Here is a 24751-nt window from a genome sequence, read left to right as displayed (position 1 = left end):
GGTTAGGGGTGGTGGCGTTGGAAGCTCGGTCAGAGACTGTCCGGCGCCGGTGTGCTGTCGATCACAACAGTGACGCACGCTACCAAGTCGAACGAGCCTTTAACGAGCACGTAACGCAGGCCTTTTCTAACAATCAACCTTTCGGACGAGCGGAATGAAGCCGGTCGGTCTAGCCCCCACCCACGGGATGGCCAGGGATATTCCGGGCATACCCACAACCTGCCGGGACCATGCCTGGGAACGCTCCCGGATGGAGTGGCGCCAGGGCGACCCCGGTGACCCGTCCGCCCTGGTGGAGGGCTTTCTCGCCCGGCACGGGCTGGCTGTCCGTGATCTGTCGGCGGGATCGGGCGGTTCGGCGGAGCACGACGTCTGCGGCGCGGCGCTGTTCGTCTCGGCCGCGGGCGGGGCCGCGATGATCGGCGGTGCCGCCGGTGCGGGCAGCCCCGCGCCGGCCGTGCCGGACGTGGTCGTCGTGGTCTACGAACACGCCGCAACCGTACGCCCGCCAGAGCCGCCGGGTGGCGCGTTCGACCGATCTGCCGGTCCGTGGCGGCTGGGCCCGTGGCGTGCCTCCTGGACCCCTTCGCGCCATGCCGAGGCGGTGCAGGAGGTCCGTGCGGCCATCGCTCGAGGCGACGTCTACCAGGTCAACCTGGTCGGGCACGCCCGCGCCGGGTACGCCGGGGACCCGCTGCCCGCCCTGCGCCGGGTCGCTTCGCTGCCCGGTGCCCGGTACGCCGGGATCCTGCGCGGCGACGGCTGGGCCATCGGCTGCGCCTCCCCGGAGACGCTGCTCGAGGTGCGCGACGGCCGGGCCGTGACCCGGCCGATCAAGGGCACCGCCCCGGCCACCGCCGACGGGCGCGAGGCGCTGCTCTCCTCGCCGAAGGAGCGCGCCGAGCACATCATGATCGTCGACCTGCAGCGCAACGACCTGTCGCACGTGGCCGTCACCGGCTCGGTCCGGGTGCCCGAGCTGTTCGCCGTACGCCGCTGGGCCGACCTGTGGCAGGCCGAGTCGGACGTGACCGCGCTGGTGCGGCCCGGCACCGGCCTGGCCGGGCTGCTGCGGGCGGTCTGCCCGGGCGGCTCGGTCACCGGCGCGCCGAAGCTGGCCGCGCTGCGCGAGATCGCCGCGCTGGAGCCCGTGGGCCGCGGCGCCAGCATGGGCGCGCTGGGCTGGGTCGGCCCGACCGGGATCGACCTCGGCCTGACCATCCGCACCGTGGTCGCCGACGGCGAGGACGTGCACGTGTGGGCGGGCGGCGGCATCACCATCGACTCGGACCCCGCAGCCGAGGTCGCCGAGGCCGCCGCCAAGGCCGCCCCCGTCCGCGCCGCCCTGCACGGCCTGATCTGACCCGTCCGCCCGGGGCCACGCCTCGACTCGTGCCGCAACTTTTGAAGAGCTGTGGCCACAGGACGGTCCTGTGGCCACAGCTCTTCAAGAACTGCGCCGGCGGGGAGGAGGTCCTCCGGGTCCGGCGGCGCGGTGGGTTACTGCTGGAAGTCGAAGATGGCGGCGCGCAGGACGTTGCCGATGTCGTACGAGCGCTCGGAGCTGTAGGTGTTGACGTTCGTGGCGGCCGAGATCTTCGCCATCGCGGTGCTGTTGGACGGCTTGCCCAGGGCGATGGTGACCACCTTGACCGGCTTCTTCGCGTCCGCGCCCTTGATCTTGTCGACGAGCTGCTCGAGCTTGAGGCCCTGCAGCTGGTCGTCGTCGGCGCCGTCGGACAGCAGCACGATCATGTTGGTCGCGCCCTCGACGTAGTTCTTCTGCATGGTCTGGTACGCCGCCCACACCGTGTCGTACATGCCGGTGTTGCCGCCGGGCTCCAGGCCCTTGAGCTTGGTCTTGAGCTGGGCGCGGCGGGTCTTGCCGTCGACCTCGTCGGTGAGCTTGCCCAGCCCGACGACCTCGCGGTAGGCCTTGCTGCCCGACTGCTGCGAGGAGAAGACCCACAGGCCGACCTGGACGTCGTCGCCGAACATGTCCACGGCCTCCTGCGCGCCGGCCTTGGTCAGGTCCAGCTTGGTCTGCCCGGTGCCGCGCACCAGACCGCCCATGGAGCCCGACACGTCGAGCACCAGCAGCATGTTGGTGGGGCGGGTCAGCGCCGTCCAGGTGTCGACGGTCCGGGTGATCGACTCCGACAGCAGCACGCCGCCGGGCAGCGCGGTCAGCTGGCTCACCACGCCGTTGGCCGGGGTGAGCTTCGGGCCGGGCACCCGGTTGGAGTCGCGGTAGCCCTGCTCGCGGACGGCGTCGCGGGCCGCGTCGCCGCTGATGTAGTCCAGGAACGCCTCGGCCGCGCCGATCCGCTCCGGGTTGGTCCAGCCCGCGTTCTTCAGCACCAGGTACGGGTTGTCCGCCTCGGTGGTGGCGTTCTTCGGGTAGAGGGCGACCAGCGGCAGGTCGGGGTGCTCGGTGTTGTGCCGGACGATGTCCTGCTCCAGCGCCGGGAACGCGTTGAGCGTCTTGCCGGCGCCCTTGACGTACTCGGCGAACAGCTCGTCGGTGGTGTTCTTCTGCACCGCCACGCGCTGCTCCAGCGCGAAGACGCGGCCGAGCTCCTCGGGGTCCACCTCGGTGTTGTCGTCCGCGTCGATGATCGCCGACAGCGCCAGCAGGCCCGCGGTCGAGGTGGCCGGGTTGCTCATGCCGACCTTGATCGAGGAGTTCTGCGCGAGCTTGTCGAGCAGGTCCTTCCAGTCGAGCTGCGCGTCGGGCCAGCCGAACTGCTGGGCGGCCTGCTTCGGCATCGCGATGACCACGGGGGTCCGTGCCACGCTGGGCAGCCGGTCGGGCAGCAGCTGGTCGGCGACGGCGCTCTTGGCGGCGGAGAACTTGACCCAGGCGCTCGACGGCGGCACCCACACGTCGGGGGCCGGGCCGGAGGTGTTCGGGTCCCACTCGTGGGCCAGCGCCTGCACGGTGGCGGCGGTCTCCTGCACGCCGATCTGCACCGAGGCGCACAGGCCGTCGACCGCGGGGTCGGTCTCGGCCCACTTGTCGGCCAGCGAGCGCAGCAGGTCGGCGGTGCCGGGGGCGGCGACCACGGTGGCCTGGGCGCTGCCGCTGCACGCGTTCTTGATCAGGTATACGTACCCGATGGTCAGACCGGAACCGACCAGCACGACCGACATCGGGATGACGATCCACGGTGCGACGCGGCGCTTCCGGGCGCCGCCGCGCCGGTGCGATCGGACCGCGGAGCTACGGCCGTTCGGCATCGGGGCCTCCGCTTTCAGGGGTGTCGAGGGGGGCGTAAGGGGGGTGTCTCGCACCACACGTGGTGGTGGACGGGCACAGTCTAGGACGATGTCAAGCCGGGCCGAACAGGGCGGACCGACTCGTGATCATCCGATTCGCTGGGTAGATGCGAGGGTCACTCTGCGCGGTCGCGGCACCCGTCAGAGCACCACGAACTCGGGGTGCGGATGGCGCAGGAACGCGTGGTGGGAGATGTCCCAGCCGTACGCGCCGGTCCGCGCGAAGACCAGCACGTCGCCGATGCGCAGCCGGTCCACCGCCTGCCCCCGCGCCAGCACGTCGCGCGGGGTGCACAGCTCGCCGACCGCGTCCACCGCGACCCCGGTCACCTCGGGCCGCGGCCACGGGTGGTCCCACCGCTGCACCGGCAGCACCGCGAACGGATGGCTGTACCCCCACGCGGCGGGCAGCCGGAAGTGGTGCGTGCCGCCGCGCAGCACCGCGAACCAGCGCCCGTGCGTGTGCTTGAGGTCGAGCACCTCGGCGGCGTACCAGCCGGTGTCGGCGGCCAGCCACCGGCCCGGCTCGACCACCAGCTCGACCCCGTCGGGCACCGCCACCCGCAGCTCGTCCAGCGCGAACGCGGCCGTGCCGGTGTAGTCGACACCGAAGCCGCCGCCGGCGTTGACCGTGCGCAGCGGCACGCCCAGCGCCGCCGCGGTGCGCGCCGACCAGCGCAGCGCCTCGGCCAGGAACGCCGCGTGCGCCGCCGCGTCGAGGTTGTTGGAGACCGCGTGCAGGTGCCACCCGGCCAGGTCCAGGCCCGGCAACGTACGGGCCAGCGCCACCGCCTCGGGCAGCTGCGCCTCGTCCACGCCGAACGGCGTCGGCGCGCCGGTCATCGCGTGCGTGCCCGGCAGGCCGGCGTCGGCGCGGTTGACCCGCAGTGTGATCGTCGCGGTCACCCCGGCCCGCTCCGCCAGCAGGCTGAGCCGGCGCAGCTCGTGCGGGCTCTCCACGTTGACCGTCGCGCCCAGCCGCAGCGCGTGCGCCAGCTCGGCGTCGGTCTTGGCCGGGCCGCCGAACACGATCCGCCGCGCGCCCGCCGCCTCGGCCAGCGCCAGCTCGCCGCCGGAGGCGACCTCCAGCCCGTCGCAGGCGGCGGCCGCGGCGGCGACGATCGCCGGGTGCCCGTTGGCCTTGACCGCGTAGCAGACCGTCACCCCGGGCAGCGCGGCCCGCAGCGCCGCGACCCGCGCGGTGAGCACGCCGGGGTCGTACACGTACGCGCACACCGGCGCCGCCACGCCGCGCAGCGCCGCCGCCACCCGCTCCGGCACCGCCCCGCCACCGGTGATCACAGCTGCCTCCATGCCGTTAGAACAGCACGGGCACGACGCCGATGCCGGCAGGGGGTGGGGCGGTGCGGGGTCAGCGGCCGTGCAGGGGGTTGCCGACCGGGATGTAGAGGTCGCCCGCCCCGGCCAGCCGCATGCGGGTCAGCGCCTTGTGCGGCACCGTCGGGGCGGTGTAGAAGGCGTGGTCGGCGTGGCCGGCCAGGGTCTCGTCCACGACCTCGCGGACGATCCGCCAGGCGGCGTCGGCGTCGAGCGCGTGCGACTGGCCCAGCCGCAGCACCAGCTCGCCCAGGTGCGCCTGGAACGCGGTGTACGCCACTTTCGCCAGCAGCACCGCCTCGTCGTCGGTGCCGATCACCGAACCGGGCCACAGGTGCAGCGCCGACCCGGCGGCGGCCAGCCTCGGCTGGTGCACGCGCAGCCCGGCCAGGTCGCGCAGGGCCAGCCGGTGCGGCACGCCGCCGACGAAGGTGGGCACGCAGTTCTGCAGGTGCGCCTCCAGCCCGATGCCGTGCCGGGCGGCCAGCGCCAGCACCGGCGGCAGCAGCAGCGCGGCGTACTCGCCGAGGAAGCCCGCCGCGGCCGACGACGGCGAGCAGCCGCGGGTCCGCGCGTACCGGTCCACCAGCCCCGCCAGCAGCGTCCGCCCGGTCACCGGGTCGATCGCGGCCAGCGAGCTCGCCGGGTAGGGCTGCTCACCGTCGGCCAGCCGCCCGCCCAGGCCGTCGCGGGCGATGGTGCTGAGCTGGCGGCCGTCGGCGAGCAGCCCGGCGACGCCCGCCGGCTCGGCCATCAGCAGCACGCGCTCGCCGCCGGGCACGCGTTCCAGCAGCCGCGCCAGCACCGTGCTCAGCTCGGGGCCGTTGCGGGTGGAGGCGATGGAGATGCTGCGCCGGGTCGAGGTGACCTGGATGTCCAGCGACAGCTTCAGGTACGCCGTACCGGCGGGCAGGACCGTGCGCAGCGCCGAGGTCGGGCGGGCGGGCAGCACCTGGTCGAGCACCCGCAGCGTGCCGTCGGCGAACAGCTCCGGGAACCGCCCCATGAGGTGGCGCAGCTGCCAGATGTGCACCGGCAGCAGCCGCCGCCCGCCGGGCACGGCGACGCCGAGCCGCTCGGACAGGTCGTCGCCGAGGGCCAGCTCGGGCCGCACGGCGAGGAAGCCGATCGCGGTCGACTCGCTCTCCAGGTCGTGGGCGATCATGTCGCCGGTGGTCCAGCCCAGCCGGGTGCGGCCGCAGGGGTGCAGGTTGTGGCCCTCCACCGCGAGCTGCTCCAGCCGCACCGTCCGCTCGTCGGGCGCGGTGCCGTCGAGCAGCGCGGGCAGGTCGGGCACGCCGGCCACGGCCGCCGCGGCGCGGTGTCCCGGATCCTGCGAGGCGCGCCGGGCGTACGCGAGCGCGAGCCCGTGCACGGCGCTGTCCAGCTCCGCGCGCAGGCCCTCGTGGGCCACCAGGTCCACCGGATCGGCGTCGACGGGGTCGAGCAGCACCCGGTCGAAGCCGTGCCGCTCGCCCCGGAATCGGGTGCGGGCGTCGCCGAGGTCCTCGCGCCACAGCGCCTCGGCCAGCCGCGTGGCCACGGTGACCCGGGCGCGCGGCAGCGCGTCGGCGTACCCGTCGAGCAGTTGCGGGGCGAGCTCGGCGAGCTCCGCGCGGATCGGGTCGGTCAGCGGGCGCATCACGCGGCCAGCGGGTTCGGCAGGGACGCCCACACGTCGGTGAGCGGGTCGGCGGCCAGCCGCATCGCGGTGGTGGCCTTCAGCGGCAGCGGCTCGCCGAGCACGGCGCGCGCGTCGGCCGCCGCCGACGGCGGCAGGTTGTCGTAGACCGTCTCGACCCGCTCGCGGACCAGGCGCCACAGCGCCTCGGGCGTGACGTCGTACTCCCGGGACAGCACCGCGATCGGCTCGCCGAGCGCGACGGCGATGCCCGAGGCCAGTGCCTTGGCGCGCAGCTCGGCCGGGTCGTCACAGGCCAGGTCGCCGTGCAGGGCCGGGGCGTCGGCGCCGTGGCGGCGCAGCCGCTGCGGGCTGAGCCGCACCCCGCCGACGTCGCGGTAGGACAGCCCGGTGGGCCGCCCGTGGGTGAGGGTGACCAGCAGGTTCTGCCCGTGCGCCTCCAGCGCGACGCCGCGGTGCAGCAGCGTGAGCAGCACCGGGACGATGAGCGCGGCCAGGTCGGCGAGGAAACCCGCCGGGTGGCCGCCGTAGCCCAGGGTGACCGCCTCGCGGATCAGCGGGCGCCCGTCGGCCGGCGACGGCGCGGCCAGCGCCGCCAGCGGTGCGATGACCTCGTTGGGGCCGGGCCGGGCGGCGCGCCGGGCCACCACGGCCAGGCTGCGCAGCGGCGCGCCGTCGCCGTCGAGCACCGCGCCGCCCGCGAGCTCCGGCCACACCCGCAGGCCCAGGTCGGCCGACAGGGTGGCGAGCAGCTTGGACACGACCGGGCCGTTGCGCACGGCGGCGGGGGACACGATGCGCACCGCGCTGGTCATCTGCACGTCCACGGCGGTCTTGTAGTGCCGGGTCGGGTCGGCCACCGCGGCCAGTGTGCGCAGCGACATCAGCGGCCGCGCCGCGATCTTCTCCCCGGTGGGCTTGAGGAACGGGTACGCCGACAGCACGTGCTCGCGCTGCCACGGGTGCACCGGCAGCCGGGGCGCGAGCCCGGCGCCCGTGGTCAGCCAGCGCTTCGGCGGGACGGCGAACACCTCCAGCGTCACCGTCGGGCGGTGCTCGGGGGCGTACGCCAGCATCTCGGCCTCGGTCATCCCGATGCGGGTGCGGCAGCACGGGTGCAGCGGGTGGCCGTCGACCACCGACTGCTCCAGCACCGCGAGCCCGTCGGGGCGCCCCGCCAGCACGGACAGGCTCGCCTCGCCGCCCGCCCGCCAGGGCTGACCGGCGCGGGCCAGGGCCAGCCCGGCCACGCTGTGCGCGACCTCCGCGGTCAGCCGGGCCACGTCACCGGGCAGCCGCAGCGCGCGCAGCAGCTCGACCGGATCGTCGAAGGCGCCCGCCTCCGTGACCACACGCAGGCCCTCCGGCGGGACCACGAACGGCTGCGCCATCGCGGTCGACCCGATGACCCGCTGCCCGCCGCCCAGGGTGACCCGGGTGTCGCCGCCGTACGCCTGCCGCTCGACGCCGGGCAGCGGCTCGCGGACCAGCGCCCCCCACAGCCGCGCCAGGATCGCGGCGCGGGCGCCGGGAAGCGCGTCGGTCACACTCGGCACGGCGTTGATGTCAGGCTCCCTCGGCAGGCATCTCGGAGATCCAGTGTGGACCACGAGGGCCGTCACCGGCCAGCCGCCCTCGCCTCACCCTAGCGTCCTAGGACCCCCTACCGACGGTGCCGCCCCCCACGAAAGGAAGGGCACCTTCTTAACGCAATACGTAGAGGAAGGTGCCCTTCCTAACGCCCCGGGAGCGGCCGGCGCGGAGGGAGCGGGTCAGCGGCGGCCGGTGCGCTGGGCGCCGATGCCGGCGACGACGACGAACGCGACGCCGAGCACCTGCAGCGGGTGCGGGTGCTGGCCGAGCACGGTCGCGCCGACGCCCAGCGCGAACGCCGGTTCCAGGCACATGAGGGTGCCGAAGGCGGCGACGGTGAGCCGCCGCAGCGCGAGCAGCTCCAGCGCGAACGGCAGCACCGGCAGCAGCAGCGCCAGCCAGGCCGCCTGGGCGAGCACGGACCAGGACAGGCCGCCCAGGGCCTGCGGCAGGCCGACCAGGGTCGCCGCGACGGCGGTCGCGGGCATCGCGATGGCCAGGCCCTTGACGCCGTCGAAGCTGTCGCCGACGCGCTGGGTGAGCACGATGTACCCGGCCCAGCAGACCGCCGCGACCAGTGCCAGCACCACGCCGGCCACGTTGACTTCGCCCTGCCAGGGCCGGGTCAGCGCCAGCACGCCGACCAGCGCGAGCGCCGGCCACAGCAGCCCCAGGCGGCCGGAGCGCCGCAGCACGGCCAGCGTCAGCGGCCCGAGGAACTCCAGCGCGACGGCGGTGGCCAGCGGGATGCGGGCGATCGACTCGAAGAAGGTGATGCTCATGACCGCGCTGACCGCGCCCAGCGCGACGGCCCCGGCGAGCTCGCGGCGGGACTGGGCACGCAGCCAGCGCAGGGTGGGCCGGGCGATGAGCAGGAAGGCCAGCGCGGCCCAGCAGGCGCGCAGCCAGGCGGTGCCGGCGGGGCCGATGTCGTCGAACAGCCGGGTGGACGCGGCAGCGCCGACCTGCACGGACAGCATCGAGCCCAGGAGCAGGGCCACGGCGGGTGCGGTGCTGCGGCGCGGGGTGGTGCCGGTGGCGGCGACGTCGACTGCGGTCATCACTCCATGTGACCGGATCGCGATCATGTACGTCCACCACGGGTGTGCGGACGCAACGTCCGCGAATCGCGGATGATGGAGCCGTGGACACCAGGCTGCTGCGCGTGCTCGTCGAGCTGGCCGATAGGGGCACGCTGCGGGCGGTGGCCGAGGTCACCGGGTATGGCACCTCCGCGGTGTCGCAGCAGCTGGCCACCCTGACCCGGGAGGTGGGCACGCCGCTGGTCGAGCGCTCCGGGCGGACGGTCCGGCTGACCCCGGCGGGGCGGCGGCTGGTGGGGCACGCCCGGCCGATCCTGGCGGCGGTGGACGCGGCGCGCTCGGCGCTGGCGCGCGGCGGGGAGCCGGGCGGCACGGTGCAGGTGGCGGCGTACGCGACGGTGCTGTCGGGGGACCTGATCCCGGTGGTGCGGGAGCTGGCCGCCTCGCATCCGGGCCTGCAGGTGATGCTGCAGGAGCGGGAGCCGCCGGAGGTGACCCGGCTGCTCGACGAGGACCGGGTCGACCTGGGTTTCGTCTACGACTACGACCTGGTCCCGCGCGATTTCACCGGGTACGCGGTGCGCCGGCTGTGCGAGACGCCGCTGATGCTGGCCGTCCCGGCGGGGCGGGCGCTGCCGGAGGTGATCGACGCCCCGGAGCGGCTGTCGGCGCTGGCGGGGGAGTCGTGGGTGGTGAACTCGCGCGGCCCGGACGACGACGAGCTGGCCACGCGGGTGTGCGCGCTGGCGGCGTACCGGCCGATGATCGAGCATCGGGCCGACAGCCTGGATCTGGTGCTGGACCTGGTGGCGGCGGAGCTGGGGGTGGCGCTGCTGGCGGCGGTGGTCGCGCCCCGGCCCGGGGTGCGGTTCGTGCCGATGCCGGGGGTGCCGGTGCGCCGCCGCATGTTCGCGATCACCCGGCCCGGCCGCGAGCACTGGCCCGCGGTCGCCCTGGTCATCGACCGCGTCGCCGCCCACGCGGCGACCTGGCCCCCACCACCCGCCCCGTGACCCTAGATCACTCGACTTGCCTGGCACATGGGCGTAAGCCGGCTCGTGATACGCCCATCTGCCAGGCAAGTCGGACGATCTTGGGTCGGCGGGGCGGGGTCAGGCGAGCCACTGGTCGTAGGAGAGGCGGGCGATCAGGGCCAGGACGACCACCAGCAGCACGATGCGGACGAAGCCCGAGCCGCGTTTGAGGGCCATGCGGGCGCCGACCTGCGCGCCGATGATGTTGCAGATCGCCATGCCGGCGCCGAGCTGCCACCACACGTGCCCGTCCAGGGCGAACACGATGAGCGCGCCGAGGTTGGTGCCCGCGTTGACGATCTTCGCCATGGCCGAGCCGTGCAGGAAGTCCGCGCCGATCACGGTGGTGAAGGTGAGCACGAGGAAGGTGCCGGTGCCGGGGCCGATCATGCCGTCGTAGAGGGCGATGAGCCCGCCGGCGAGGGCGACGGCGAGCGCGGCGCGGCCGGTGGTGCGGCGTTCGGGGTGCGGGTAGATGCCGTTGTTGGGCTTGAACGTGACGAACAGGGCGACGGCGACCAGGATGCCCAGCACCACGGGCCGGTAGACGTCCTTGTTCGGGGTGAGCGTGATGGCCAGCCAGGCGCCGACGCCGGAGACGGCGATCGCGATGAGCCCGGCGGGGCCGGCGACGCGCCAGTCGATGCGGGTGCGGCGCGCGTACGTGATGGCGGCGCTGGTGGTGCCCGCGATGGCGGTCATCTTGTTGGTGCCGAGCACGGTGGCCAGCGGCGTCTGCGGCAGGCCGATGAGCAGGGCGGGGAGCAGGAGCAGGCCACCGCCGCCGACCACGGCGTCCACCCACCCGGCGGCGGTGGCGGCGGTCAGCAGCAGCGTGAGGCTACCGGCGTCCATGGGCGTTGCTGGGGGTGGTGCCTACGCTATGGATCATGATTTACGGCGCTGGGTGGCGAGCCACATCCCGATCGCCCCGATGGCGATGAAGAGCAGCATGAAGCAGACGAGGGCCTTGAACACCCGGCAACCATAGCGGGCCGAACACCGGGTGCGCGCCGGGCGGTGGGCGTAGGTTGGGCGGTGGCCGAACCCCCGGGCCGGTTACCGGATGGAGGGTTCTGGCATGTCGGTACGCAGGGTGTTGTCGGGTGTCGCCGCGGTCGCGGCGGTGACGCTCACGTTCGCGATGGCCGCACCGGCGGCCGCGGCGGGGCGCAAACAGACGAAACCGACGATCGTGCTGGTGCACGGCGCGTTCGCGGACTCGTCGAGCTGGAACGGGGTGATCCCGCTGCTGCAGGCACAGGGTTACCCGGTGGTCGCGGCGGCGAACCCGCTGCGCGGGGTGGGCAGTGACGCCGCCGAGGTGTCCGCGCTGCTCAAGAGCATTTCCGGGCCGATCGTGCTGGTGGGGCACTCCTACGGCGGCAGTGTGATCTCGAACGCGGCCGAGGGCAACCCGAACGTGAAGGCGCTGGTGTACGTGGCCGGGTTCTCGCCGGAGGTGGGGGAGAGCGCGGCGGCGCTGTCGGCGAAGTTCCCGGGCAGCACGCTCGGGCCCGCGCTGGCGCCGCCGGTGGCGCTGGCGGGTGGCGGCAAGGACCTCTACATCGACCAGGGCAAGTTCCGGGAGCAGTTCGCCGCGGACGTGCCGGCCGAGCAGGCCACGCTGATGGCGGCGGGGCAGCGGCCGATCACCGAGGCGGCGCTGAACGAGGGCTCACCGGCGGCGGCGTGGAAGAACATCCCGTCGTGGCATGTGTACGGCTCGGCGGACAAGAACATCCCGCCGGAGGCGATGGCGTTCATGGCGCAGCGCGCGGGCGCGAGGGAGACCGTCGCCGTCGACGGCGCGTCGCACGTGGTGATGGTCTCGCACCCGGACCGGGTCGCCCAGGTCGTGCAGAACGCGGCGGCCACCGCCACCCAGTGACGGACAACGATGTCGGGCAGGCGCCTACGCAACCCACGTCCGGTGCGAAGGCGCCTGCCCGACCCGGTCACTCCTCGAAGCCGAAGCCCATGTCGACGTCGAAGACCTCTTCGGCGATCTCGCCGGCGACCATGCCGCCGACGAAGCCGGCCGCCGCACCGGCGACGGCGCCGCCCATGCCGTGGCCGCGGTGCCCGTGACCGTGGCCGCCGTGGAACCCGTGGCCGCCGCCGTGCCCGCCGAAGCCGGCGGAGCCGTGGCGGTCCAGCGCCTGGCGGATCCAGCCGTCGACGACCGACGGCCAGTCGGTGCTCGCGACGTCGGCGTGGCTGACGTGGTGGCGGCTGAACGTGTCGTGCGAGCCGAGGAAGCCGCGCTTGTCGAACTCGAGCACCACGTCCATGCCCTGCGCGCTGGTGACGAAGGTCAGCTCCAGCTGGCGCATGCGGCTGGCGTACGCCTGCGACGGGTAGAACTCGATCTCCTGGTAGAACGGCAGCGTCTGGTGCACGCCGTGGATGCGGCCGCGCTCCAGGTCGGCCCGGCTGAAGTGGAACCCGAGCCGGGTGAACGCCTCCATGACCGCGGCCTGCACCGGCAGCGGCTCGATGCGGACCGGGTCGATGTCGGTCTTGTCGACGGCCTTGGCCACCGACAGCTCGGTGCGCACGCCCATGGTCATGCCGTGCAGCGGGGTGCCGTAGAAGCTGGTGACCGGGGTCTCCCACGGCACCTCGATGCTGAACGGCAGCTGGTGGGAGGTGCCCGCGGCGAGCGTGAACGAGCCGGTCAGGTGCAGCTTGTGGAACTCGACGGTGGTGTCGTACTCGCTGTCGTGGCCCTCCACCTCGACCCGGGTCACCAGGCCGAGGGAGACGTACTCGATCAGCGTGTCGTGGTCGCCGCCCTTGACGTGGACGGTGCCGGACAGCGTGCCGCCGGGCTGGACGACGGGGGTGGCGAGCACGGTGTCGACCGACGGGCCGCCGACACCGAAGGCGGCGAGCATCTTCTTGAAAACCACTGAACTACATCTCCTCTGGTGCCGGTCCTGGTGACCTGCGCTGTCACATTCCTAGCAGACGAGGTCCAGTCGCCGGCCCTGCCAGGTGCGGCGCAGCCACCGGTCGTGGCTGGCGACCACGACCGCGCCGGGTGCCCGGCGCAGCGCGTCCTCCAGCTCGTCGGCCAGGGCGGGCGACAGGTGGTTGGTGGGTTCGTCGAGCAGCAGCAGGTGCGGCGGGTCGGCGATGAGCAGCGCGAGCGCGACGCGGCGGCGCTGGCCGACGCTGAGCGCGCCGACCGGCCGGTCCAGGTCGCGCGGGGCGACCAGGCCCAGTTCGATCAGGGGTACGTCCGCGCCGGTGCGCTCGTACAGGGTGCGCGGGGTGGCGGCGGGGTCGTCGAACCGGTCGTCCTGGGCCAGCAGCCCGACCCGCAGGCCGCGGCGGCGGGTCACGCTGCCCGAGGCCGGTCGCAGCCGGCCGGCGAGCACCGCCAGCAGCGTGGACTTGCCGGCGCCGTTCGGCCCGGTGACGAGCAGGCGGCCGTCGGCGGGCAGGTCGAGGCGGTCCAGCCGCAGCCGTCCGGGCACGTGCACGTCGCGCAGCGCCAGCGCAGTATCCGCGCGTTCACCCTCGGCGGTGGCCGAGGTGAGCGCGGGCGCCTGAAAGCTGAGCAGCGCCGGCGGCCTGCGGATCGGGTCGCGTTCGAGCACGGCCAGGCGCTGCTCGGCGTTGCGCACCCGCCGGGAGACCTGTGACTGGACCCGTTCGCCGTGCCGGTCGTAGCTCATCTTGTTGCGGTCGCGGGGCGGGCGGCCGTAGGCGACCTGCCGGGCGGTGGTCGCCGCGGACTGCCGCAGCGCCGCTAGCTCGGCCTGCTGGTCGGCGAAGGCGCGTTCCCAGCGGGCCCGCTGCTCCCGTTTGGCGTGCTGGTACTGCGTGTAGGCGCCGCCGTAGCGGACCAGGCCGCCGTGGGCGGTGTCGCTGGGGTCGAGGTCGACGATGTCGGTGCAGACCTCGTCGAGGAAGACCCGGTCGTGGCTGGCGACCACGACCACGCCGGGCAGCTGCCGCAGCTGCCGTTCGACGAACGCGACCGCCTCGTCGTCGAGGTGGTTGGTGGGCTCGTCGAGCAGCAGCGCGGCGGGCCGGCGGACCAGCAGCGCGGCGAGCGCGACGCGGGAGCGCTGCCCGCCGGACAGGGTGCCCAGGGTGCGGCCGTGGTCGAGGTCGGCCAGGCCGAGGCCGTGCATGACCAGCTCGGCGCGGCGGTCGGCGTCCCAGGCGTCGAGCTGCTCGGCGCGGGCCAGCGCCGCGGCGTACGCGTCGAGCCGCTGCTCGCCGGTCAGGTCCGTGCTCAGCTCGTCGAGCCGGGCAAGCAGTTCGCGGCTCTCGCGCAGGGCTTCGGCCAGCACGTCGCCGACGGTGTCACCGGGTGCGTAGGGCAGCTCCTGGTGCAGCAGGCCGATGTCGTCGGGGCGGGTCACGGCGCCGCCGTCGGGGGTGTCGGCACCGGCGAGCAGGCGCAGCAGGGTGGACTTGCCGGCGCCGTTCTCGCCGACCAGGCCGACGCGGCGGCCGGGCGCGACGGTGAGGTCCACGCCGTCGAGGACGCGGCGGTCCCCGAAGAACTTGACAAGATCAACAGCAGTGAGGGACTGAGCAGGCATGAGCACCACCGGAAGGTTTTCCGCGAAACTGAGCCTGCCGGGCGGAACGCCTCAGGTCACAGGCCGGTCGGTGATGTCACAGCTCCATAGTGGGGCCAGCCTAACGACCGGCCCCACCCCGCTGCCAGTGATTTACGCCCGCTCGATCAGCGGCAGGTACTCCGGGTGCTCGTGCACCCAGCGGCGCACGAACGAGCACGCCGGCACCACGTGCACCTCGTCCTCGGCCGCCCCGGCCAGCGCGGCCGCGCACAGCATCGCGCCGATGCCGCGGCCGCGGGCCTCCGGCTCGACGCCGGTGTGGTCGAACACGATCATCCCCGGCTTGCGGTGGTACGTCAGCACGCCGAGCAGCCGCCCGGCCTCGCGTGCCTCGTACCGGCTGCTCTCCGGGACCTCGACGACCTCGACCTGCACCGGCGTCTCCTCTCCTGCTGCCGTCATCGCGCCGGCACGGGCGCGAGCTTGTCCAGCTCGGCCAGCTCGTCGGCGGTGGGCTCCCAGTCGGCGGCGGCCGCGTTCGCCGCGACCTGCGCCGGGCTGGTCGCACCCGCGATGACCGAGCCGCAGCCCGGCTGCGCCGCCAGCCACCCGATCGCGACCCTGCCCAGCTCGTGCCCGCGCGCGTCGGCCCAACCAGCCAGCGCCTCCACCGTGTCCAGGCGCTCGTCGGTGATGAACCCGGCCTGGTCCTTGGCCAGCCGGCTGTCGGCCGGGGCGGCCTGACCGCGCCGCACCTTGCCGGTCAGCAGGCCGTTGGCCAGCGGGAAGAACGGCAGCACGCCCAGCCCGAAGTGCCGCGCCGCGGGCACGACCTCGATCTCGCTGCCGCGCTCCAGCATCGACCAGTGGTTCTGCGCGCTCACGAACGGCGTCACACCCATCGCCTCGGCCAGCCGCGCCGCGTCGGCGATCTGCCAGCCCGCGAACTGCGAGCTGCCGATATAGCGCACCTTGCCCTCGGTCACCAGCTCGTGCAGCGCGGCCAGGGTCTCCGCCAGCGGCGTCACCGGGTCCGGGGTGTGCAGCTGGTAGAGGTCGATGTGGTCGGTGCCCAGGCGGCGCAGCGACTCCTCGACCGCGCGTCGGACGTACTTGCGCCCGCCCTTGGCGCCGGCGGCCGGGCCGTAGCCCATGTCCGCGCCCTGGTGGCCGAACTTCGTCGCCAGCACCACCTGGTCGCGGCGTCCCTTGAGGACCTCGCCGAGCATCGACTCCGACGCCCCGATCGCGGTGGCGCGGCCGTAGATGTCGGCGGTGTCGAAGAACGTGATGCCGTTGTCGATCGCGGCGTCGACGACGGCACGCGTGCCGTCCAGGTCCAGCCGCCAGCCGAAGTTGTTGCAGCCGAGCCCGACCGCCGACACGATCAGCCCGGAGTTGCCCAAAGCCCTGTAACGCATGATCGCCACCCTATCCCTCCCGCCGGGACCCCGTCGCCGGCCGACCGCCGGGGGCCGGGGGCACGGGTCAGTGGGAGAAGCGGTTGAGCAGGTCCTGGGCGGCGCGGTCGACGGCGGCCGGGTCGGCCGGGTCGGCGACCTTCACCTGCGCGCCGGTGACGGTGTACCACTCCTCGGCGCCCTTGTACCGCACCCGCAGGCGTACCGTGTCGCCCTCGACCTTCGGCTCCAGGGTCAGCTCCCCGGTCACCGTGCCGACCTCGTCGGTCATCACCCCGCCACGCGGCGCCATCACGTCCACTGTCATGACCACCGCCTACCCGGCTGGCCCGCGCCGGAACCACGATGGGGCGGCACTCGTCGCAGCGGCGCTGGTGAGATCGCCGGTCCCGGCACCCGTGGTGGTGCGGCGTGCGGTCAGTCGGCCAGCTTCGCCAGAGCATCGCCGGAGACGCGGTACACGGTCCAGTCGTCCATCGGCTGGGCGCCGATCGACCGGTAGAAGTCGATGGCGGGCGCGTTCCAGTTCAGAACCCACCACTGCAGACGCGTGTAGCCGCGCTCGCGGCAGATGCGGGCCAGCTCGCGCAGCAGCGCCTTGCCGTGCCCGTGGCCGCGGGCGGCCGGGCGCACGAACAGGTCCTCCAGGTAGATGCCGTGCACGCCGTGCCAGGTGGAGAAGTTCAGGAACCAGATCGCCACACCGACCGGCGCACCGGTCCGGTCGTCGACGGCCAGGTGCGCGAACGCGGCCGGGTGCGGCCCGAACAGCGCCGCGTGCAGCTGCTCGGCGGTCGCCCTGGCCTCGTGCGGCGCCTTCTCGTACTCGGCCAGCTCACGGATCAGGTCGAGGATGACCGGGACGTCGTCGGGCACGGCGGGACGGATCATGGTGGGCACCATACTCGGTGGCGCCCCGGATCATGCGGGCTAGGCTGGCCCGATGGGCACCGTACTCTCCGTGAACCTGGGCGCCGCGCGCCCGAGCGAGGCCGCCGACATCGGCCGGACCGGCATCGACAAGCACCCGGTGGACGGGCCGGTGGCGCTGCGCGCGCCCGGGCCGCGTGACAGCGGGCTGGGCAGCGGCGTGGTCGGTGACGAGATCTGCGACCGGCGCCACCACGGCGGCGACGACCAGGCCGTGTACGCGTACGCCCGCGAGGACCTCGACGGCTGGCAGGCCGAGCTGGGCCGGCAGGTGCCCGGCGGCATGTTCGGCGAGAACCTGACCACCGCGGGGCTCGACGTCAACGGGGCGCTGATCGGCGAGCGCTGGCAGGTCGGTGAGCAGGCGGTGCTGGAGGTGTCGTCGCCGCGGATCCCGTGCCGGACCTTCGCCGGCCAGATGCGCGAGCAGGGCTGGATCAAGACGTTCACGCAGCGCGCCCTGCCGGGGGCGTACCTGCGCGTGGTCGTGCCCGGTGAGGTGCGCGAAGGCGACGCGGTGACGGTTCTGCACCGGCCCGACCACGACGTGACGGTGGCGCTGGCGTTCCGGGCGATGACCCTGGAGCCGGACCTGCTGCCGCGGCTGCTAGCCGCCGACGCCCTGCCCGAGAAGATCAAGGTTAAGGCCCGCCAGCGCGCCGCGAAGCAGGCCGATCAGGCATAGGCGGCGAGGTTTCCGTCGAGGACGGTGACGGCCCGGCCGGTCAGGTCGACCCGGTCGCCGCGCAGCCCCGTGCGCACCAGCCCCGACCGCGCCGAGGCCTGCAGCCCGACCAGCTCGTCGCGGCCCAGCCGCGCCGACCACAGCGGAGCCAGCGCGGTGTGCGCGCTGCCGGTCACCGGGTCCTCGGGGACGCCGACCGCCGGGCCGAAGAACCGGGACACGAAGTCGTAGCCGGACGCCGGGTCGGCGGCCTGCGCGGTCACGATGACCCCGCGGGTGGCCAGCCGGGCCACCGCGGCCAGGTCCGGGGCCATGGTGCGGACGGTGTGCTCGTCGGCGACCTCGACGAGCAGGTCGGCCAGGGCCCCGGTGTCGTAGGAGGCCACGACCGGCACGCCCAGCGCCTCGGCGGTGCCCGGCAGCGCCTCGATCGGGATCACCGGCGACCTCGGGAAGTCCAGGGTGATCGAGCCGTCGGCGGCGACCGTCGCGGCGAGGATGCCGCTGCGGGTGTCGAACCGGACCGTGGCGGCCGCGAGCCCGTCCTCGGCGAGCGCGTGCGTGGTGGCCAGGGTCGCGTGGCCGCACAGGTTCACCTCGGTGAGCGGGGTGAACCAGCGCAGCGCCCAGTCCTGCCCACCCCGCGCGTGCGCGAACGCGGTCTCGGACAGGTTCAGCTCCGCCGCGACCCGCTGCATCCAGGTGTCGTCGGGGAAGCTGTCCCCGTCGAGCACGCAGACCCCCGCGGGATTGCCGCCGAACGGCCGGTCGGTGAACGCGTCGATGATCCTGATCCGCATGACAAGACCCTAGACCAGCGGGTACGCCGCAGCGCACAGCCAATCCGCGGCGCGTGGCCCGCACCGCTCAGCCGCGCCGCCAGACGTCGACGTGGCCGTCGCCCGGGGCCAGCGCGGCCAGGTCGGGCGCGGGCCTGCCCCAGCGGCGCGCGAGCTCGGCCACCGCCTCGGCGAACCCGTCCGCGTCGTCGGCGACGCTCAGGTGGTGCCCGTAGACCAGGTCGACGGTCAGCTCCAGGTGGTCGACGTCGGCGACCTCGACCACGAACCGGGACACGGTGGCGCCGGCCAGGTCCGCCCACGCGGCCTCGGCGACCCAGGTGCCGTGGTCGACGCGCACACCCGTGTCGTCGACCGTGACGGCGCGGCGCGGCGACGGCGCCGGCTCGGCGCGGGTGCCGGTGCGGGTCGGGCGGTAGTACGAGTCGACGGCGGGCTGGCCGGTGTAATTCGGCCCGGCCTGGTCGTCGGCGCCCGCGAACGCCAGCGGCAGGTCCAGCTCCCGCGGGCCGGTGCAGGTGACCAGGCGGCGCCGGGCGTCGTACCCGATGCCGGCCTCGCGCAGCAGGCGGCGCACCAGCCGCGTCGCGGGCCCGCCGTCGAGCAGCCGGATGCTGTTCAGGTCCAGGTGCCCGGCGAACGTGCCGCCCGGCGACAGCCAGGTCAGCGCCCGGGCGAGCACGCCGAGCTTGTCGCCGACATAGTGCAGGCCGTGTACGCAGGTGATCAGGTCGAAGGTCCGGTCCGGCCGCCAGGTCGTGATCGAGCCGGTGACCAGGGTGAGGTTTGGCGCGCTCGCCGCGGCCGGGTCGAAGTGGCCGACCAGATCCACGCCGACCAGGGTCAGTCCGTCGCGCCGCTGCCCGGCGGCCTGGGCGAGGGCGCGTCCCCGGCCGCAGCACAGGTCCAGCCACGCGGCGCCGTCCTGGCCGGACAGTGGTGGTTCCAGCCGGTCCAGCGGGTGGAAGCCCAGGTCGCGGGCGTAACTGTTGACGCCGTCCAGGCCGCGCTCGCGGTTCATCGCGTTGTTCGCGACCACCGCGGACCGCTGCAGTCGCTCCTCGTCCACCAGCCTCACGGTCGGTCATCCTGCCAGCCGGGGGCGACACGCGGTGGCCCTCGACCACTATCGTGCGGGCTCGGGCGAACAGGCCGAGGGAGGTGGCATGACGACCGAGCGATCGTCGGAGGGGACCTCGGGCGAGCTGCCTCGCCTGCCGGCGCGGACTGGCACCCGCCGCGACCACTACGGCGACCCGGACGCGCCGGCCGCGACCCGGATCGTGCCCGGCGGGGTGGCCGTGGTCGAGGACGAGTTCGGCCGGATCCTGCTGCAGCGGCGCACCGACTCGGGCAACTGGGCGCTGCCCGGCGGGACCATGGAGCTCGGCGAGACGATCGAGCAGTGCGTGGTGCGCGAGGTGCGGGAGGAGACCGGGCTCGACATCGAGATCACCGGCCTGGTCGGCATCTACACCGACCCGCGGCACGTCGTGGCGTATGCCGACGGCGAGGTGCGCCAGCAGTTCAGCATCGCGTACCGGGGCCGGATCGTGGGCGGGAGCATCGCGGTCAGCGCGGAGTCGACCGAGGTGCGTTTCGTGCATCCGGCCGACTTCGACCGCCTGCCCATCCACGAGACCACCCGGCTGCGGCTGCGCCACCACCTCAGCGACCCCGTCACCCCGTACCTCGGCTGACCCGATGCCACGCGACGACGTCGACGACTTCTGGGACGTGATCGAACGGGTGCGGGCGGGTGCCGACCACGCCGAGTTCACCGACGCGCTGACGCTGGAGCTCGCGCGGCTGCCGGTCCCGCGCATCGTGCGCTTCCACCTGACCGCGATACGGCTGGCGAACCGGGCGCTGACCTGGGAGATGTGGGCGGCGGCCGACATCGTGTACGCGCGCCACGAGTACTGCGGGGAGTACTCGTTCGTGGGCTTCCGGCTGTGGCTGTTCCGGCTCGGGCGCGACACGTTCGAGGACGCGCTCGCCGACCCCGACTCGCTGGGCGAGGTCCCGGAGCTGGTCGCGCTGGCCGCACGGCCCTCGTGGACCGACGCGGAGTATCCCGACACGCAGGAGCTGTGCGGGGTTGCCGAGACGGCGTACGAACTCGTGCTGGCCAGGCTTGCGCCCGCGGTCGCCGCGCAGCTCACGCCGCCGGCGGAGTTCGCCGAGCGACCCGACCGGGAGCCGCGCACCGGGCGTCCGCTACCCCACGACGAGGCGCTGAAACGAGAAAGGTTCCCCCGCCTCACGGGGCTGTTCCGGCGTCAGGCCCACGATGCCGACTGCGACACATAGGTGGCGCAGATGTCCACCGACGACACGACGGCCCCACCCGCGGCGCTGCCATGGTCATCCGACTTGCCTGGCAGATGTGCGTATGTTGGGCGCGGATACGCCCATGTGCCAGGCAAGTCGGGCGATCATGCGGGGGCGAGGGCCTGGGCGATGGCGAGGGTGTGCTGGTATTCGCGCCAGTGCGCGATGCGGCCGTCGCGGACGCGCAGGACGCCGACGAACGGGGCGGCGGCCGTCGCGCCGGTGGTGGTGACGGTGCCGCCGAGCTCGTACTCGACGACGATGACGTCGGGGTCGGCGGTCCGGTGCGCGGCGGTGATGTCGCACCGGTCGAACCGGACGGGCAGTGCGGCGCGGCCCGCCCGTGCGAACGCGACGAACGCGGCGCGGCCCTCGATGCGGGTGGGGCGGCCGGGTGCCGCGAACGGCATCTCCACCACGACGTCCTCGGTGAACAGGTCCTCGTCGGGCGTCGCGGAGTCGGCGAGGAACCACTGCTGCCGCAGCCGGTCGAACGCTTCGCGGGGCGTGGACATCGGACACCTCCGGCTAAGATGAGCAACGACTCAGGTTCACCACGATAGTGAGTGGACACTCATGTTTCAAGGGGAGTACGCGTGCCGATCGACGACGCCAAACCGCTGCGCGCCGACGCCGCCCGCAACCGCGCCCGCATCATGGCCGCCGCCGAGCAGGTGTTCTCCGAGCGCGGCCCGGCCGCGTCCACCGAGGAGGTGGCCAACCGGGCGGGCGTCGCCATCGGCACCGTCTTCCGGCACTTCCCGACCAAGGCCGACCTGCTCCGGGCGATCATGAAAGACCTGCTGGCGCGGCTGGTGTCCGACGTGGACGACCTGCGGCGCGGCAGCGAACCGGGCGACGCGCTGTTCGCCTTCTTCACGAACCTGGTGGCGCACTCGGCCCGGCAGAAGACCGTCATCGACCTGCTCGCCGCGGCCGGATCCGAGCTGAACGTCCCCGACGCCGTGGGGACGCTGGAACGCTCCGTCGGGGGACTGCTGCGGGCGGCCCAGCAGGCGGGCACGGTGCGCCGCGACGTCGGGCTGGCCGAGGTCATGGCGCTGCTCGTCGCGGTGTGCCAGGGCGCGGTCCAGGCCGGCTGGCCCGCCGACCTGCAGACCCGTACCCTCGCGGTCGTCTTCGCGGGCCTCGCCCCCCGCTGAGGGGGGGCGCTCAGGTCGCGCCGGTGCGGGGGCGGGGTGGGCACAGGGCGTCGCCCGCGGGGCCGCCGCAGGGACGCAGCCGGATCCCGGTGATGGCGTGCCGGTCGACGGAGGTCACCTGGGCGGTCCAGCCGTCGAGGTGCACGATCTCGCCGGGGCGGGTCGGCACGTGGCCGAGCATCGCGATGACCAGACCGGCGATGGTGATGTAGTCGCCGTTGGGTCGCTCGTCGAGGTTGACCCCGATGTCGGGCAGGTCGTGGATCGGGAACGTGCCGGGCAGCAGCATGTCGCCGTCCTCGCCCTGCTGCACCGCCATCACGTCGCGGTCGGCCTCGTCGTAGATCTCGCCGACGACCTCCTCCAGCAGGTCCTCCATGGTGACGATGCCGTCGACGGCGCCGTGCTCGTCCACGACCAGCGCGAACTGCTGCCGCTCGGTCTTGAACCGGCGCAGCGCGTCCCCGGCGTGCAGCGAGTCGGGCAGCAGCAGCGCCGGGCGGGCCACCTCGGCGACGGTGCCGGTGTCCTGGCTGAGCAGGTCGCGCAGGTGCACGATGCCGATGGTGTCGTCGAGGTTGCGCCGGCGCACCACCGGCGCGCGGGAGAAGCCGGAGCCGGCCAGCTCCTTGCGGGCCACGTCCATGGGCAGGTCGGCGTCGAGCGTGAAGACGTGGCGACGCGGGATCAGCACCTCGCGCAGCACCCGCTCGGTGATCTCCACGGCGCCGGCGATGATCAGGCGCTGCTCGGCGGTGAACCCGCGATGCACGCTGACCATGTCGCGCACCTCCTCGGGCGTGATCTCGTCACGGTGGCCGTGCGGGTCACCGCCCATGAGGCGTACGCCCAGGTCGGTGGCTCTGCTCAGCACCCACACGAACGGACGGGAGAGGTTGGCGAGCGCGGTCAGCGGGCGCCCGGCGAGCCGGGCCCAGCGCTCGGCGTGCTGCATGGCCAGGCGCTTGGGTGCGAGCTCGCCGAAGACCAGGGTGAGGAACGTCAGCACCAGGGTCACGCCGACGACGGCGACGGGCCGCGCGGCGCGGCCCAGGAAGCCCAGCGCGGGCTGCAGCACCTCGGCGAGCGCGATGGCGGCGGTCGCCGACGCCAGGAACCCGGCCAGGGTGATGCCGATCTGAATGGTCGCCAGGTACCGGTTGGGGTCTCTGGCCAGCGCGGCGGCGGCCGCGGCGCCGCCGCCCTGCTGCTGCATCCGGCGCAGCTGGCCCTCACGCAGCGAGACCAGCGCCATCTCGCTGCCGGCGAACAGCGCGTTGAGTGTGATGAGTACGGCTACCAGTGCGAGCTGGATCCAGTGGTCGCCCACGACACATCACCCGGGGCCCGCCTGGATCGTCAGCCGGTACGCGCAGGCCGGGCATCGGCCCGGCCCGGTATCACAGCCTTCCATTCGGTCAACGGTATCAGCAGGTCAGCGACGTGTCCCGGCGTTGGGTCAGCGGCCGCCGCGGGGCTGGTTGCCCTTCTTGAGGCGCATGATGTTGGCCTGGCCCATCGACGTCTGGGTGCGGCTGGCCTTCTCCCGCGACGCCATGGCGTGCTGGCGGGAGCGCTCCTGCGCCCGTTCGGTGGTCCAGCCGGGATGCGCGTCGGGGCCGTGCTCGTGCTCGGCGTGCGGGTTGCCGGGCTGGTCCTGCTCGGTGTGCTGCCTGGGCTCCTGCTGCGGGTGCCGGCGGGACTGGTTGTGCTTGGCCATCGCTCCTCCTCGAAGAATCATCTCCACGCTAGGAGCGTCGGCCGCCGGGCGCAGGCGGTTGCGCGAATGCCGCGCGATCAGGCGGGGCGCAGCAGGTCGGGCAGGGCGCCGAGGCCGTCGACGATGGTGGCGTGCCGGACCGCCTCGGGCTTCTCCGAACCGAGGTATCCCCACGGGCCGCGGCGGACCAGCACGGGCATCATGCCGGCCCGGGTAGCCGGGAGCACGTCGTTGTCGACGCGGTCGCCGACGTAGCAGATGTGCGCGGGGTCGAGCGCGGCGACCTCGGACACCTTGGTGAAGAAGTGCGGGTGCGGCTTCTCGATGCCCCACTCGGCGGAGGTGAAGATGGCGTCGACGGGCAGGTCCATCCGCTCGAGGGCGGCCTTGGCCTGGGGCGGCTGGTTGCCGGCGATGATCACGGCGAGGCCGCGTCGGCGCAGCTCGGCGAAGGCCGGGCGCACGTCGGGGTAGAGGTCCACCTCGTCGAAGTTCTCGCGCAGCCCGTCGGGGTCGTCGACGGCCCAGGCGGCGATCTCGGCGTCGACGTCGAGACCGGGGCGCAGCAGCGCGAACGCGTCGCCGTGCGGGCGGTCCATGGCGGCCATGCCGCCGAGCAGCCCGAGCATGGCGAAGCGGGGCACGCCGAGGCGGTCGGCCCAGCGGCTCCAGATGCGGGTCTCGTCGATCAGCGTCTCGCCCACATCGAACACCACTGCCTTGATCATCTGCCCAGGATATCGGTCGTCGGGGCCGAGATCCGGCACGGGTGCGCCGGGGGTGCCGCCCGTCACCGGCGAAAACGGGTCGATCACGCCGACACCTGCGGCGTAGCGTGCGCCGGGTGGAACCGATGAGCGAAGCCCAGATCAGGCGGGCGATGTCCAACTGCTCGCGGGGCGACGCGTCCGCGATGACACTGCCGAAGGATCTGGCCGAGCGGGACTGGCCCGCGCTGACCTACCTGGGCTGGCGCGACCCGAAGCTGGAGCAGCGCGGATACCTGCTGCGCCGGCACGAGGGCAGGCCGGCGCGCTCCGGTAGATCTTGGAAAGTTGTGGTTGCTCTGGCGACATCAACTTTCCAAGATCTGGCCGGCGCGGCCCGCGGAGACTGCGGAGGTGCCGGGGTGCCGGGCCTACCCCCGCCATGCGTTCGACGACCGGAGTGCCGGGCCGCGGCTGGCCCGGACCGTCAGTGATGTTTGTCGATCGCACCAATA

General features: G+C 73.7%; 26 protein-coding genes. 8 read left to right on the top strand and 18 right to left on the bottom strand.

The window, feature by feature from the left end; translation table 11 throughout:
- Window positions 1–187 precede the first annotated feature (187 nt).
- A complete protein-coding gene (locus tag AB0J67_RS14865) occupies window positions 188–1363 on the top strand; it encodes a chorismate-binding protein (RefSeq protein ID WP_363481751.1) in 1176 nt (391 codons plus the stop codon).
- Window positions 1364–1500: 137 nt separating this feature from the next.
- Here the strand turns inward: AB0J67_RS14865 and AB0J67_RS14860 are convergent, their stop codons facing one another.
- The 5 genes from AB0J67_RS14860 to AB0J67_RS14840 form a co-directional block, all read right to left on the bottom strand.
- Complete coding sequence (locus AB0J67_RS14860; RefSeq protein ID WP_363481749.1) at window positions 1501–3153, bottom strand: substrate-binding and VWA domain-containing protein; 1653 nt, start codon at window positions 3151–3153, stop codon at window positions 1501–1503.
- Window positions 3154–3420: 267 nt separating this feature from the next.
- Window positions 3421–4593: an alanine racemase gene (locus tag AB0J67_RS14855; RefSeq protein ID WP_363481746.1), complete on the bottom strand. Its 1173-nt coding sequence runs from the start codon at window positions 4591–4593 to the stop codon at window positions 3421–3423.
- Window positions 4594–4651: 58 nt separating this feature from the next.
- On the bottom strand, window positions 4652–6259 hold the full coding sequence (locus AB0J67_RS14850) for an IucA/IucC family protein (protein WP_363481822.1): 1608 nt from the start codon (window positions 6257–6259) through the stop codon (window positions 4652–4654).
- Complete coding sequence (locus AB0J67_RS14845; protein ID WP_363481743.1) at window positions 6259–7815, bottom strand: IucA/IucC family protein; 1557 nt, start codon at window positions 7813–7815, stop codon at window positions 6259–6261. Before AB0J67_RS14845 ends, AB0J67_RS14850 begins: the two co-directional genes overlap by 1 nt.
- A 216-nt stretch (window positions 7816–8031) precedes the next feature.
- Entirely contained in the window at window positions 8032–8913 is an 882-nt protein-coding gene (locus tag AB0J67_RS14840; protein ID WP_363481740.1) for an EamA family transporter, read from the bottom strand.
- A gap of 83 nt (window positions 8914–8996) precedes the next feature.
- On the opposite strand from AB0J67_RS14840, the gene AB0J67_RS14835 reads away from it, so the two are divergent.
- Entirely contained in the window at window positions 8997–9908 is a 912-nt protein-coding gene (locus AB0J67_RS14835; protein WP_363481737.1) for a LysR family transcriptional regulator, read from the top strand.
- A gap of 99 nt (window positions 9909–10007) precedes the next feature.
- Here the strand turns inward: AB0J67_RS14835 and AB0J67_RS14830 are convergent, their stop codons facing one another.
- On the bottom strand, window positions 10008–10784 hold the full coding sequence (locus AB0J67_RS14830; protein WP_363481734.1) for a TSUP family transporter: 777 nt from the start codon (window positions 10782–10784) through the stop codon (window positions 10008–10010).
- Between the two features lie 226 nt (window positions 10785–11010).
- On the opposite strand from AB0J67_RS14830, the gene AB0J67_RS14825 reads away from it, so the two are divergent.
- A complete protein-coding gene (locus AB0J67_RS14825) occupies window positions 11011–11820 on the top strand; it encodes an alpha/beta hydrolase (protein WP_363481731.1) in 810 nt (269 codons plus the stop codon).
- A gap of 67 nt (window positions 11821–11887) precedes the next feature.
- Here the strand turns inward: AB0J67_RS14825 and AB0J67_RS14820 are convergent, their stop codons facing one another.
- The 6 genes from AB0J67_RS14820 to AB0J67_RS14795 form a co-directional block, all read right to left on the bottom strand.
- Window positions 11888–12844, bottom strand: coding sequence for a sporulation protein (locus AB0J67_RS14820; protein WP_363481728.1), 957 nt, complete (start codon window positions 12842–12844; stop codon window positions 11888–11890).
- A gap of 51 nt (window positions 12845–12895) precedes the next feature.
- Window positions 12896–14494, bottom strand: coding sequence for an ABC-F family ATP-binding cassette domain-containing protein (locus AB0J67_RS14815; protein ID WP_363481725.1), 1599 nt, complete (start codon window positions 14492–14494; stop codon window positions 12896–12898).
- Window positions 14495–14626: 132 nt separating this feature from the next.
- Window positions 14627–14938: a GNAT family N-acetyltransferase gene (locus AB0J67_RS14810; RefSeq protein ID WP_363481722.1), complete on the bottom strand. Its 312-nt coding sequence runs from the start codon at window positions 14936–14938 to the stop codon at window positions 14627–14629.
- Window positions 14935–15897, bottom strand: a complete 963-nt coding sequence (locus AB0J67_RS14805; protein ID WP_363481719.1) for an aldo/keto reductase — start codon at window positions 15895–15897, stop codon at window positions 14935–14937. Before AB0J67_RS14805 ends, AB0J67_RS14810 begins: the two co-directional genes overlap by 4 nt.
- Window positions 15898–15964: 67 nt before the next feature.
- Complete coding sequence (locus AB0J67_RS14800) at window positions 15965–16204, bottom strand: hypothetical protein (protein ID WP_363481716.1); 240 nt, start codon at window positions 16202–16204, stop codon at window positions 15965–15967.
- 110 nt (window positions 16205–16314) lie between these two features.
- Window positions 16315–16788: a GNAT family N-acetyltransferase gene (locus AB0J67_RS14795; protein ID WP_363481713.1), complete on the bottom strand. Its 474-nt coding sequence runs from the start codon at window positions 16786–16788 to the stop codon at window positions 16315–16317.
- A gap of 52 nt (window positions 16789–16840) precedes the next feature.
- Between AB0J67_RS14795 and AB0J67_RS14790 the strand changes: the two genes are divergently transcribed.
- Window positions 16841–17512, top strand: a complete 672-nt coding sequence (locus AB0J67_RS14790; RefSeq protein WP_363481710.1) for an MOSC domain-containing protein — start codon at window positions 16841–16843, stop codon at window positions 17510–17512.
- Here AB0J67_RS14790 and AB0J67_RS14785 read toward each other — a convergent pair.
- Window positions 17503–18312 carry a PhzF family phenazine biosynthesis protein gene (locus tag AB0J67_RS14785; protein WP_363481707.1) on the bottom strand — a complete coding sequence of 270 codons (810 nt, stop codon included), beginning with the start codon at window positions 18310–18312 and terminating at the stop codon, window positions 17503–17505. The two genes, AB0J67_RS14790 and AB0J67_RS14785, sit on opposite strands and share 10 nt — an antisense overlap.
- A 67-nt stretch (window positions 18313–18379) precedes the next feature.
- Window positions 18380–19381, bottom strand: a complete 1002-nt coding sequence (locus tag AB0J67_RS14780) for a class I SAM-dependent methyltransferase (RefSeq protein ID WP_363481704.1) — start codon at window positions 19379–19381, stop codon at window positions 18380–18382.
- Window positions 19382–19478: 97 nt separating this feature from the next.
- Between AB0J67_RS14780 and AB0J67_RS14775 the strand changes: the two genes are divergently transcribed.
- Entirely contained in the window at window positions 19479–20012 is a 534-nt protein-coding gene (locus AB0J67_RS14775; protein ID WP_363481701.1) for an NUDIX domain-containing protein, read from the top strand.
- A gap of 4 nt (window positions 20013–20016) precedes the next feature.
- Window positions 20017–20625: a DUF4240 domain-containing protein gene (locus tag AB0J67_RS14770; RefSeq protein WP_363481698.1), complete on the top strand. Its 609-nt coding sequence runs from the start codon at window positions 20017–20019 to the stop codon at window positions 20623–20625.
- A gap of 125 nt (window positions 20626–20750) precedes the next feature.
- Here AB0J67_RS14770 and AB0J67_RS14765 read toward each other — a convergent pair whose 3' ends face one another.
- The gene (locus AB0J67_RS14765; protein WP_363481695.1) at window positions 20751–21161 is read right to left on the bottom strand and encodes a nuclear transport factor 2 family protein; all 411 of its coding nucleotides are present in this window, start codon (window positions 21159–21161) and stop codon (window positions 20751–20753) included.
- Between the two features lie 81 nt (window positions 21162–21242).
- Here AB0J67_RS14765 and AB0J67_RS14760 point away from each other — a divergent pair, with 81 nt between their 5' ends.
- Entirely contained in the window at window positions 21243–21809 is a 567-nt protein-coding gene (locus AB0J67_RS14760) for a helix-turn-helix domain-containing protein (protein WP_363481692.1), read from the top strand.
- Between the two features lie 10 nt (window positions 21810–21819).
- Here the strand turns inward: AB0J67_RS14760 and AB0J67_RS14755 are convergent, their stop codons facing one another.
- From AB0J67_RS14755 to AB0J67_RS14745, 3 genes are all read right to left on the bottom strand, one after another.
- The gene (locus AB0J67_RS14755) at window positions 21820–23139 is read right to left on the bottom strand and encodes a hemolysin family protein (protein ID WP_363481689.1); all 1320 of its coding nucleotides are present in this window, start codon (window positions 23137–23139) and stop codon (window positions 21820–21822) included.
- 129 nt (window positions 23140–23268) lie between these two features.
- Window positions 23269–23529, bottom strand: a complete 261-nt coding sequence (locus AB0J67_RS14750; RefSeq protein WP_363481686.1) for a hypothetical protein — start codon at window positions 23527–23529, stop codon at window positions 23269–23271.
- 77 nt (window positions 23530–23606) lie between these two features.
- Window positions 23607–24257, bottom strand: coding sequence for an HAD family hydrolase (locus tag AB0J67_RS14745; RefSeq protein ID WP_363481683.1), 651 nt, complete (start codon window positions 24255–24257; stop codon window positions 23607–23609).
- 125 nt (window positions 24258–24382) lie between these two features.
- Between AB0J67_RS14745 and AB0J67_RS14740 the strand changes: the two genes are divergently transcribed.
- Window positions 24383–24730, top strand: coding sequence for an FBP domain-containing protein (locus AB0J67_RS14740; protein WP_363481680.1), 348 nt, complete (start codon window positions 24383–24385; stop codon window positions 24728–24730).
- Window positions 24731–24751: the final 21 nt, after the last annotated feature.

Source organism: Catellatospora sp. NPDC049609, assembly GCF_040675365.1.
In the GTDB taxonomy this organism is placed as follows: Bacteria; Actinomycetota; Actinomycetes; order Mycobacteriales; family Micromonosporaceae; genus Catellatospora.
The sequence above is the reverse complement of the archived record's forward strand: the minus strand, read 5'-3'. Positions and strand labels throughout refer to the sequence as shown.

What these genes read in the sequence shown, in the direction of transcription:
- AB0J67_RS14865 (WP_363481751.1), top strand. Translation starts at nt 188, where the DNA reads ATGGCCAGGGATATTCCGGGCATACCCACAACCTGCCGGGACCATGCC.
- AB0J67_RS14860 (WP_363481749.1), bottom strand. Translation starts at nt 3,153, where the DNA reads ATGTCGGTCGTGCTGGTCGGTTCCGGTCTGACCATCGGGTACGTATAC.
- AB0J67_RS14855 (WP_363481746.1), bottom strand. Translation starts at nt 4,593, where the DNA reads ATGGAGGCAGCTGTGATCACCGGTGGCGGGGCGGTGCCGGAGCGGGTG.
- AB0J67_RS14850 (WP_363481822.1), bottom strand. Translation starts at nt 6,259, where the DNA reads ATGCGCCCGCTGACCGACCCGATCCGCGCGGAGCTCGCCGAGCTCGCC.
- AB0J67_RS14840 (WP_363481740.1), bottom strand. Translation starts at nt 8,913, where the DNA reads ATGACCGCAGTCGACGTCGCCGCCACCGGCACCACCCCGCGCCGCAGC.
- AB0J67_RS14830 (WP_363481734.1), bottom strand. Translation starts at nt 10,784, where the DNA reads ATGGACGCCGGTAGCCTCACGCTGCTGCTGACCGCCGCCACCGCCGCC.
- AB0J67_RS14825 (WP_363481731.1), top strand. Translation starts at nt 11,011, where the DNA reads ATGTCGGTACGCAGGGTGTTGTCGGGTGTCGCCGCGGTCGCGGCGGTG.
- AB0J67_RS14815 (WP_363481725.1), bottom strand. Translation starts at nt 14,494, where the DNA reads ATGCCTGCTCAGTCCCTCACTGCTGTTGATCTTGTCAAGTTCTTCGGG.
- AB0J67_RS14810 (WP_363481722.1), bottom strand. Translation starts at nt 14,938, where the DNA reads ATGACGGCAGCAGGAGAGGAGACGCCGGTGCAGGTCGAGGTCGTCGAG.
- AB0J67_RS14805 (WP_363481719.1), bottom strand. Translation starts at nt 15,897, where the DNA reads ATGCGTTACAGGGCTTTGGGCAACTCCGGGCTGATCGTGTCGGCGGTC.
- AB0J67_RS14800 (WP_363481716.1), bottom strand. Translation starts at nt 16,204, where the DNA reads ATGACAGTGGACGTGATGGCGCCGCGTGGCGGGGTGATGACCGACGAG.
- AB0J67_RS14795 (WP_363481713.1), bottom strand. Translation starts at nt 16,788, where the DNA reads ATGATCCGTCCCGCCGTGCCCGACGACGTCCCGGTCATCCTCGACCTG.
- AB0J67_RS14790 (WP_363481710.1), top strand. Translation starts at nt 16,841, where the DNA reads ATGGGCACCGTACTCTCCGTGAACCTGGGCGCCGCGCGCCCGAGCGAG.
- AB0J67_RS14785 (WP_363481707.1), bottom strand. Translation starts at nt 18,312, where the DNA reads ATGCGGATCAGGATCATCGACGCGTTCACCGACCGGCCGTTCGGCGGC.
- AB0J67_RS14775 (WP_363481701.1), top strand. Translation starts at nt 19,479, where the DNA reads ATGACGACCGAGCGATCGTCGGAGGGGACCTCGGGCGAGCTGCCTCGC.
- AB0J67_RS14770 (WP_363481698.1), top strand. Translation starts at nt 20,017, where the DNA reads ATGCCACGCGACGACGTCGACGACTTCTGGGACGTGATCGAACGGGTG.
- AB0J67_RS14765 (WP_363481695.1), bottom strand. Translation starts at nt 21,161, where the DNA reads ATGTCCACGCCCCGCGAAGCGTTCGACCGGCTGCGGCAGCAGTGGTTC.
- AB0J67_RS14750 (WP_363481686.1), bottom strand. Translation starts at nt 23,529, where the DNA reads ATGGCCAAGCACAACCAGTCCCGCCGGCACCCGCAGCAGGAGCCCAGG.
- AB0J67_RS14745 (WP_363481683.1), bottom strand. Translation starts at nt 24,257, where the DNA reads ATGATCAAGGCAGTGGTGTTCGATGTGGGCGAGACGCTGATCGACGAG.
- AB0J67_RS14740 (WP_363481680.1), top strand. Translation starts at nt 24,383, where the DNA reads ATGAGCGAAGCCCAGATCAGGCGGGCGATGTCCAACTGCTCGCGGGGC.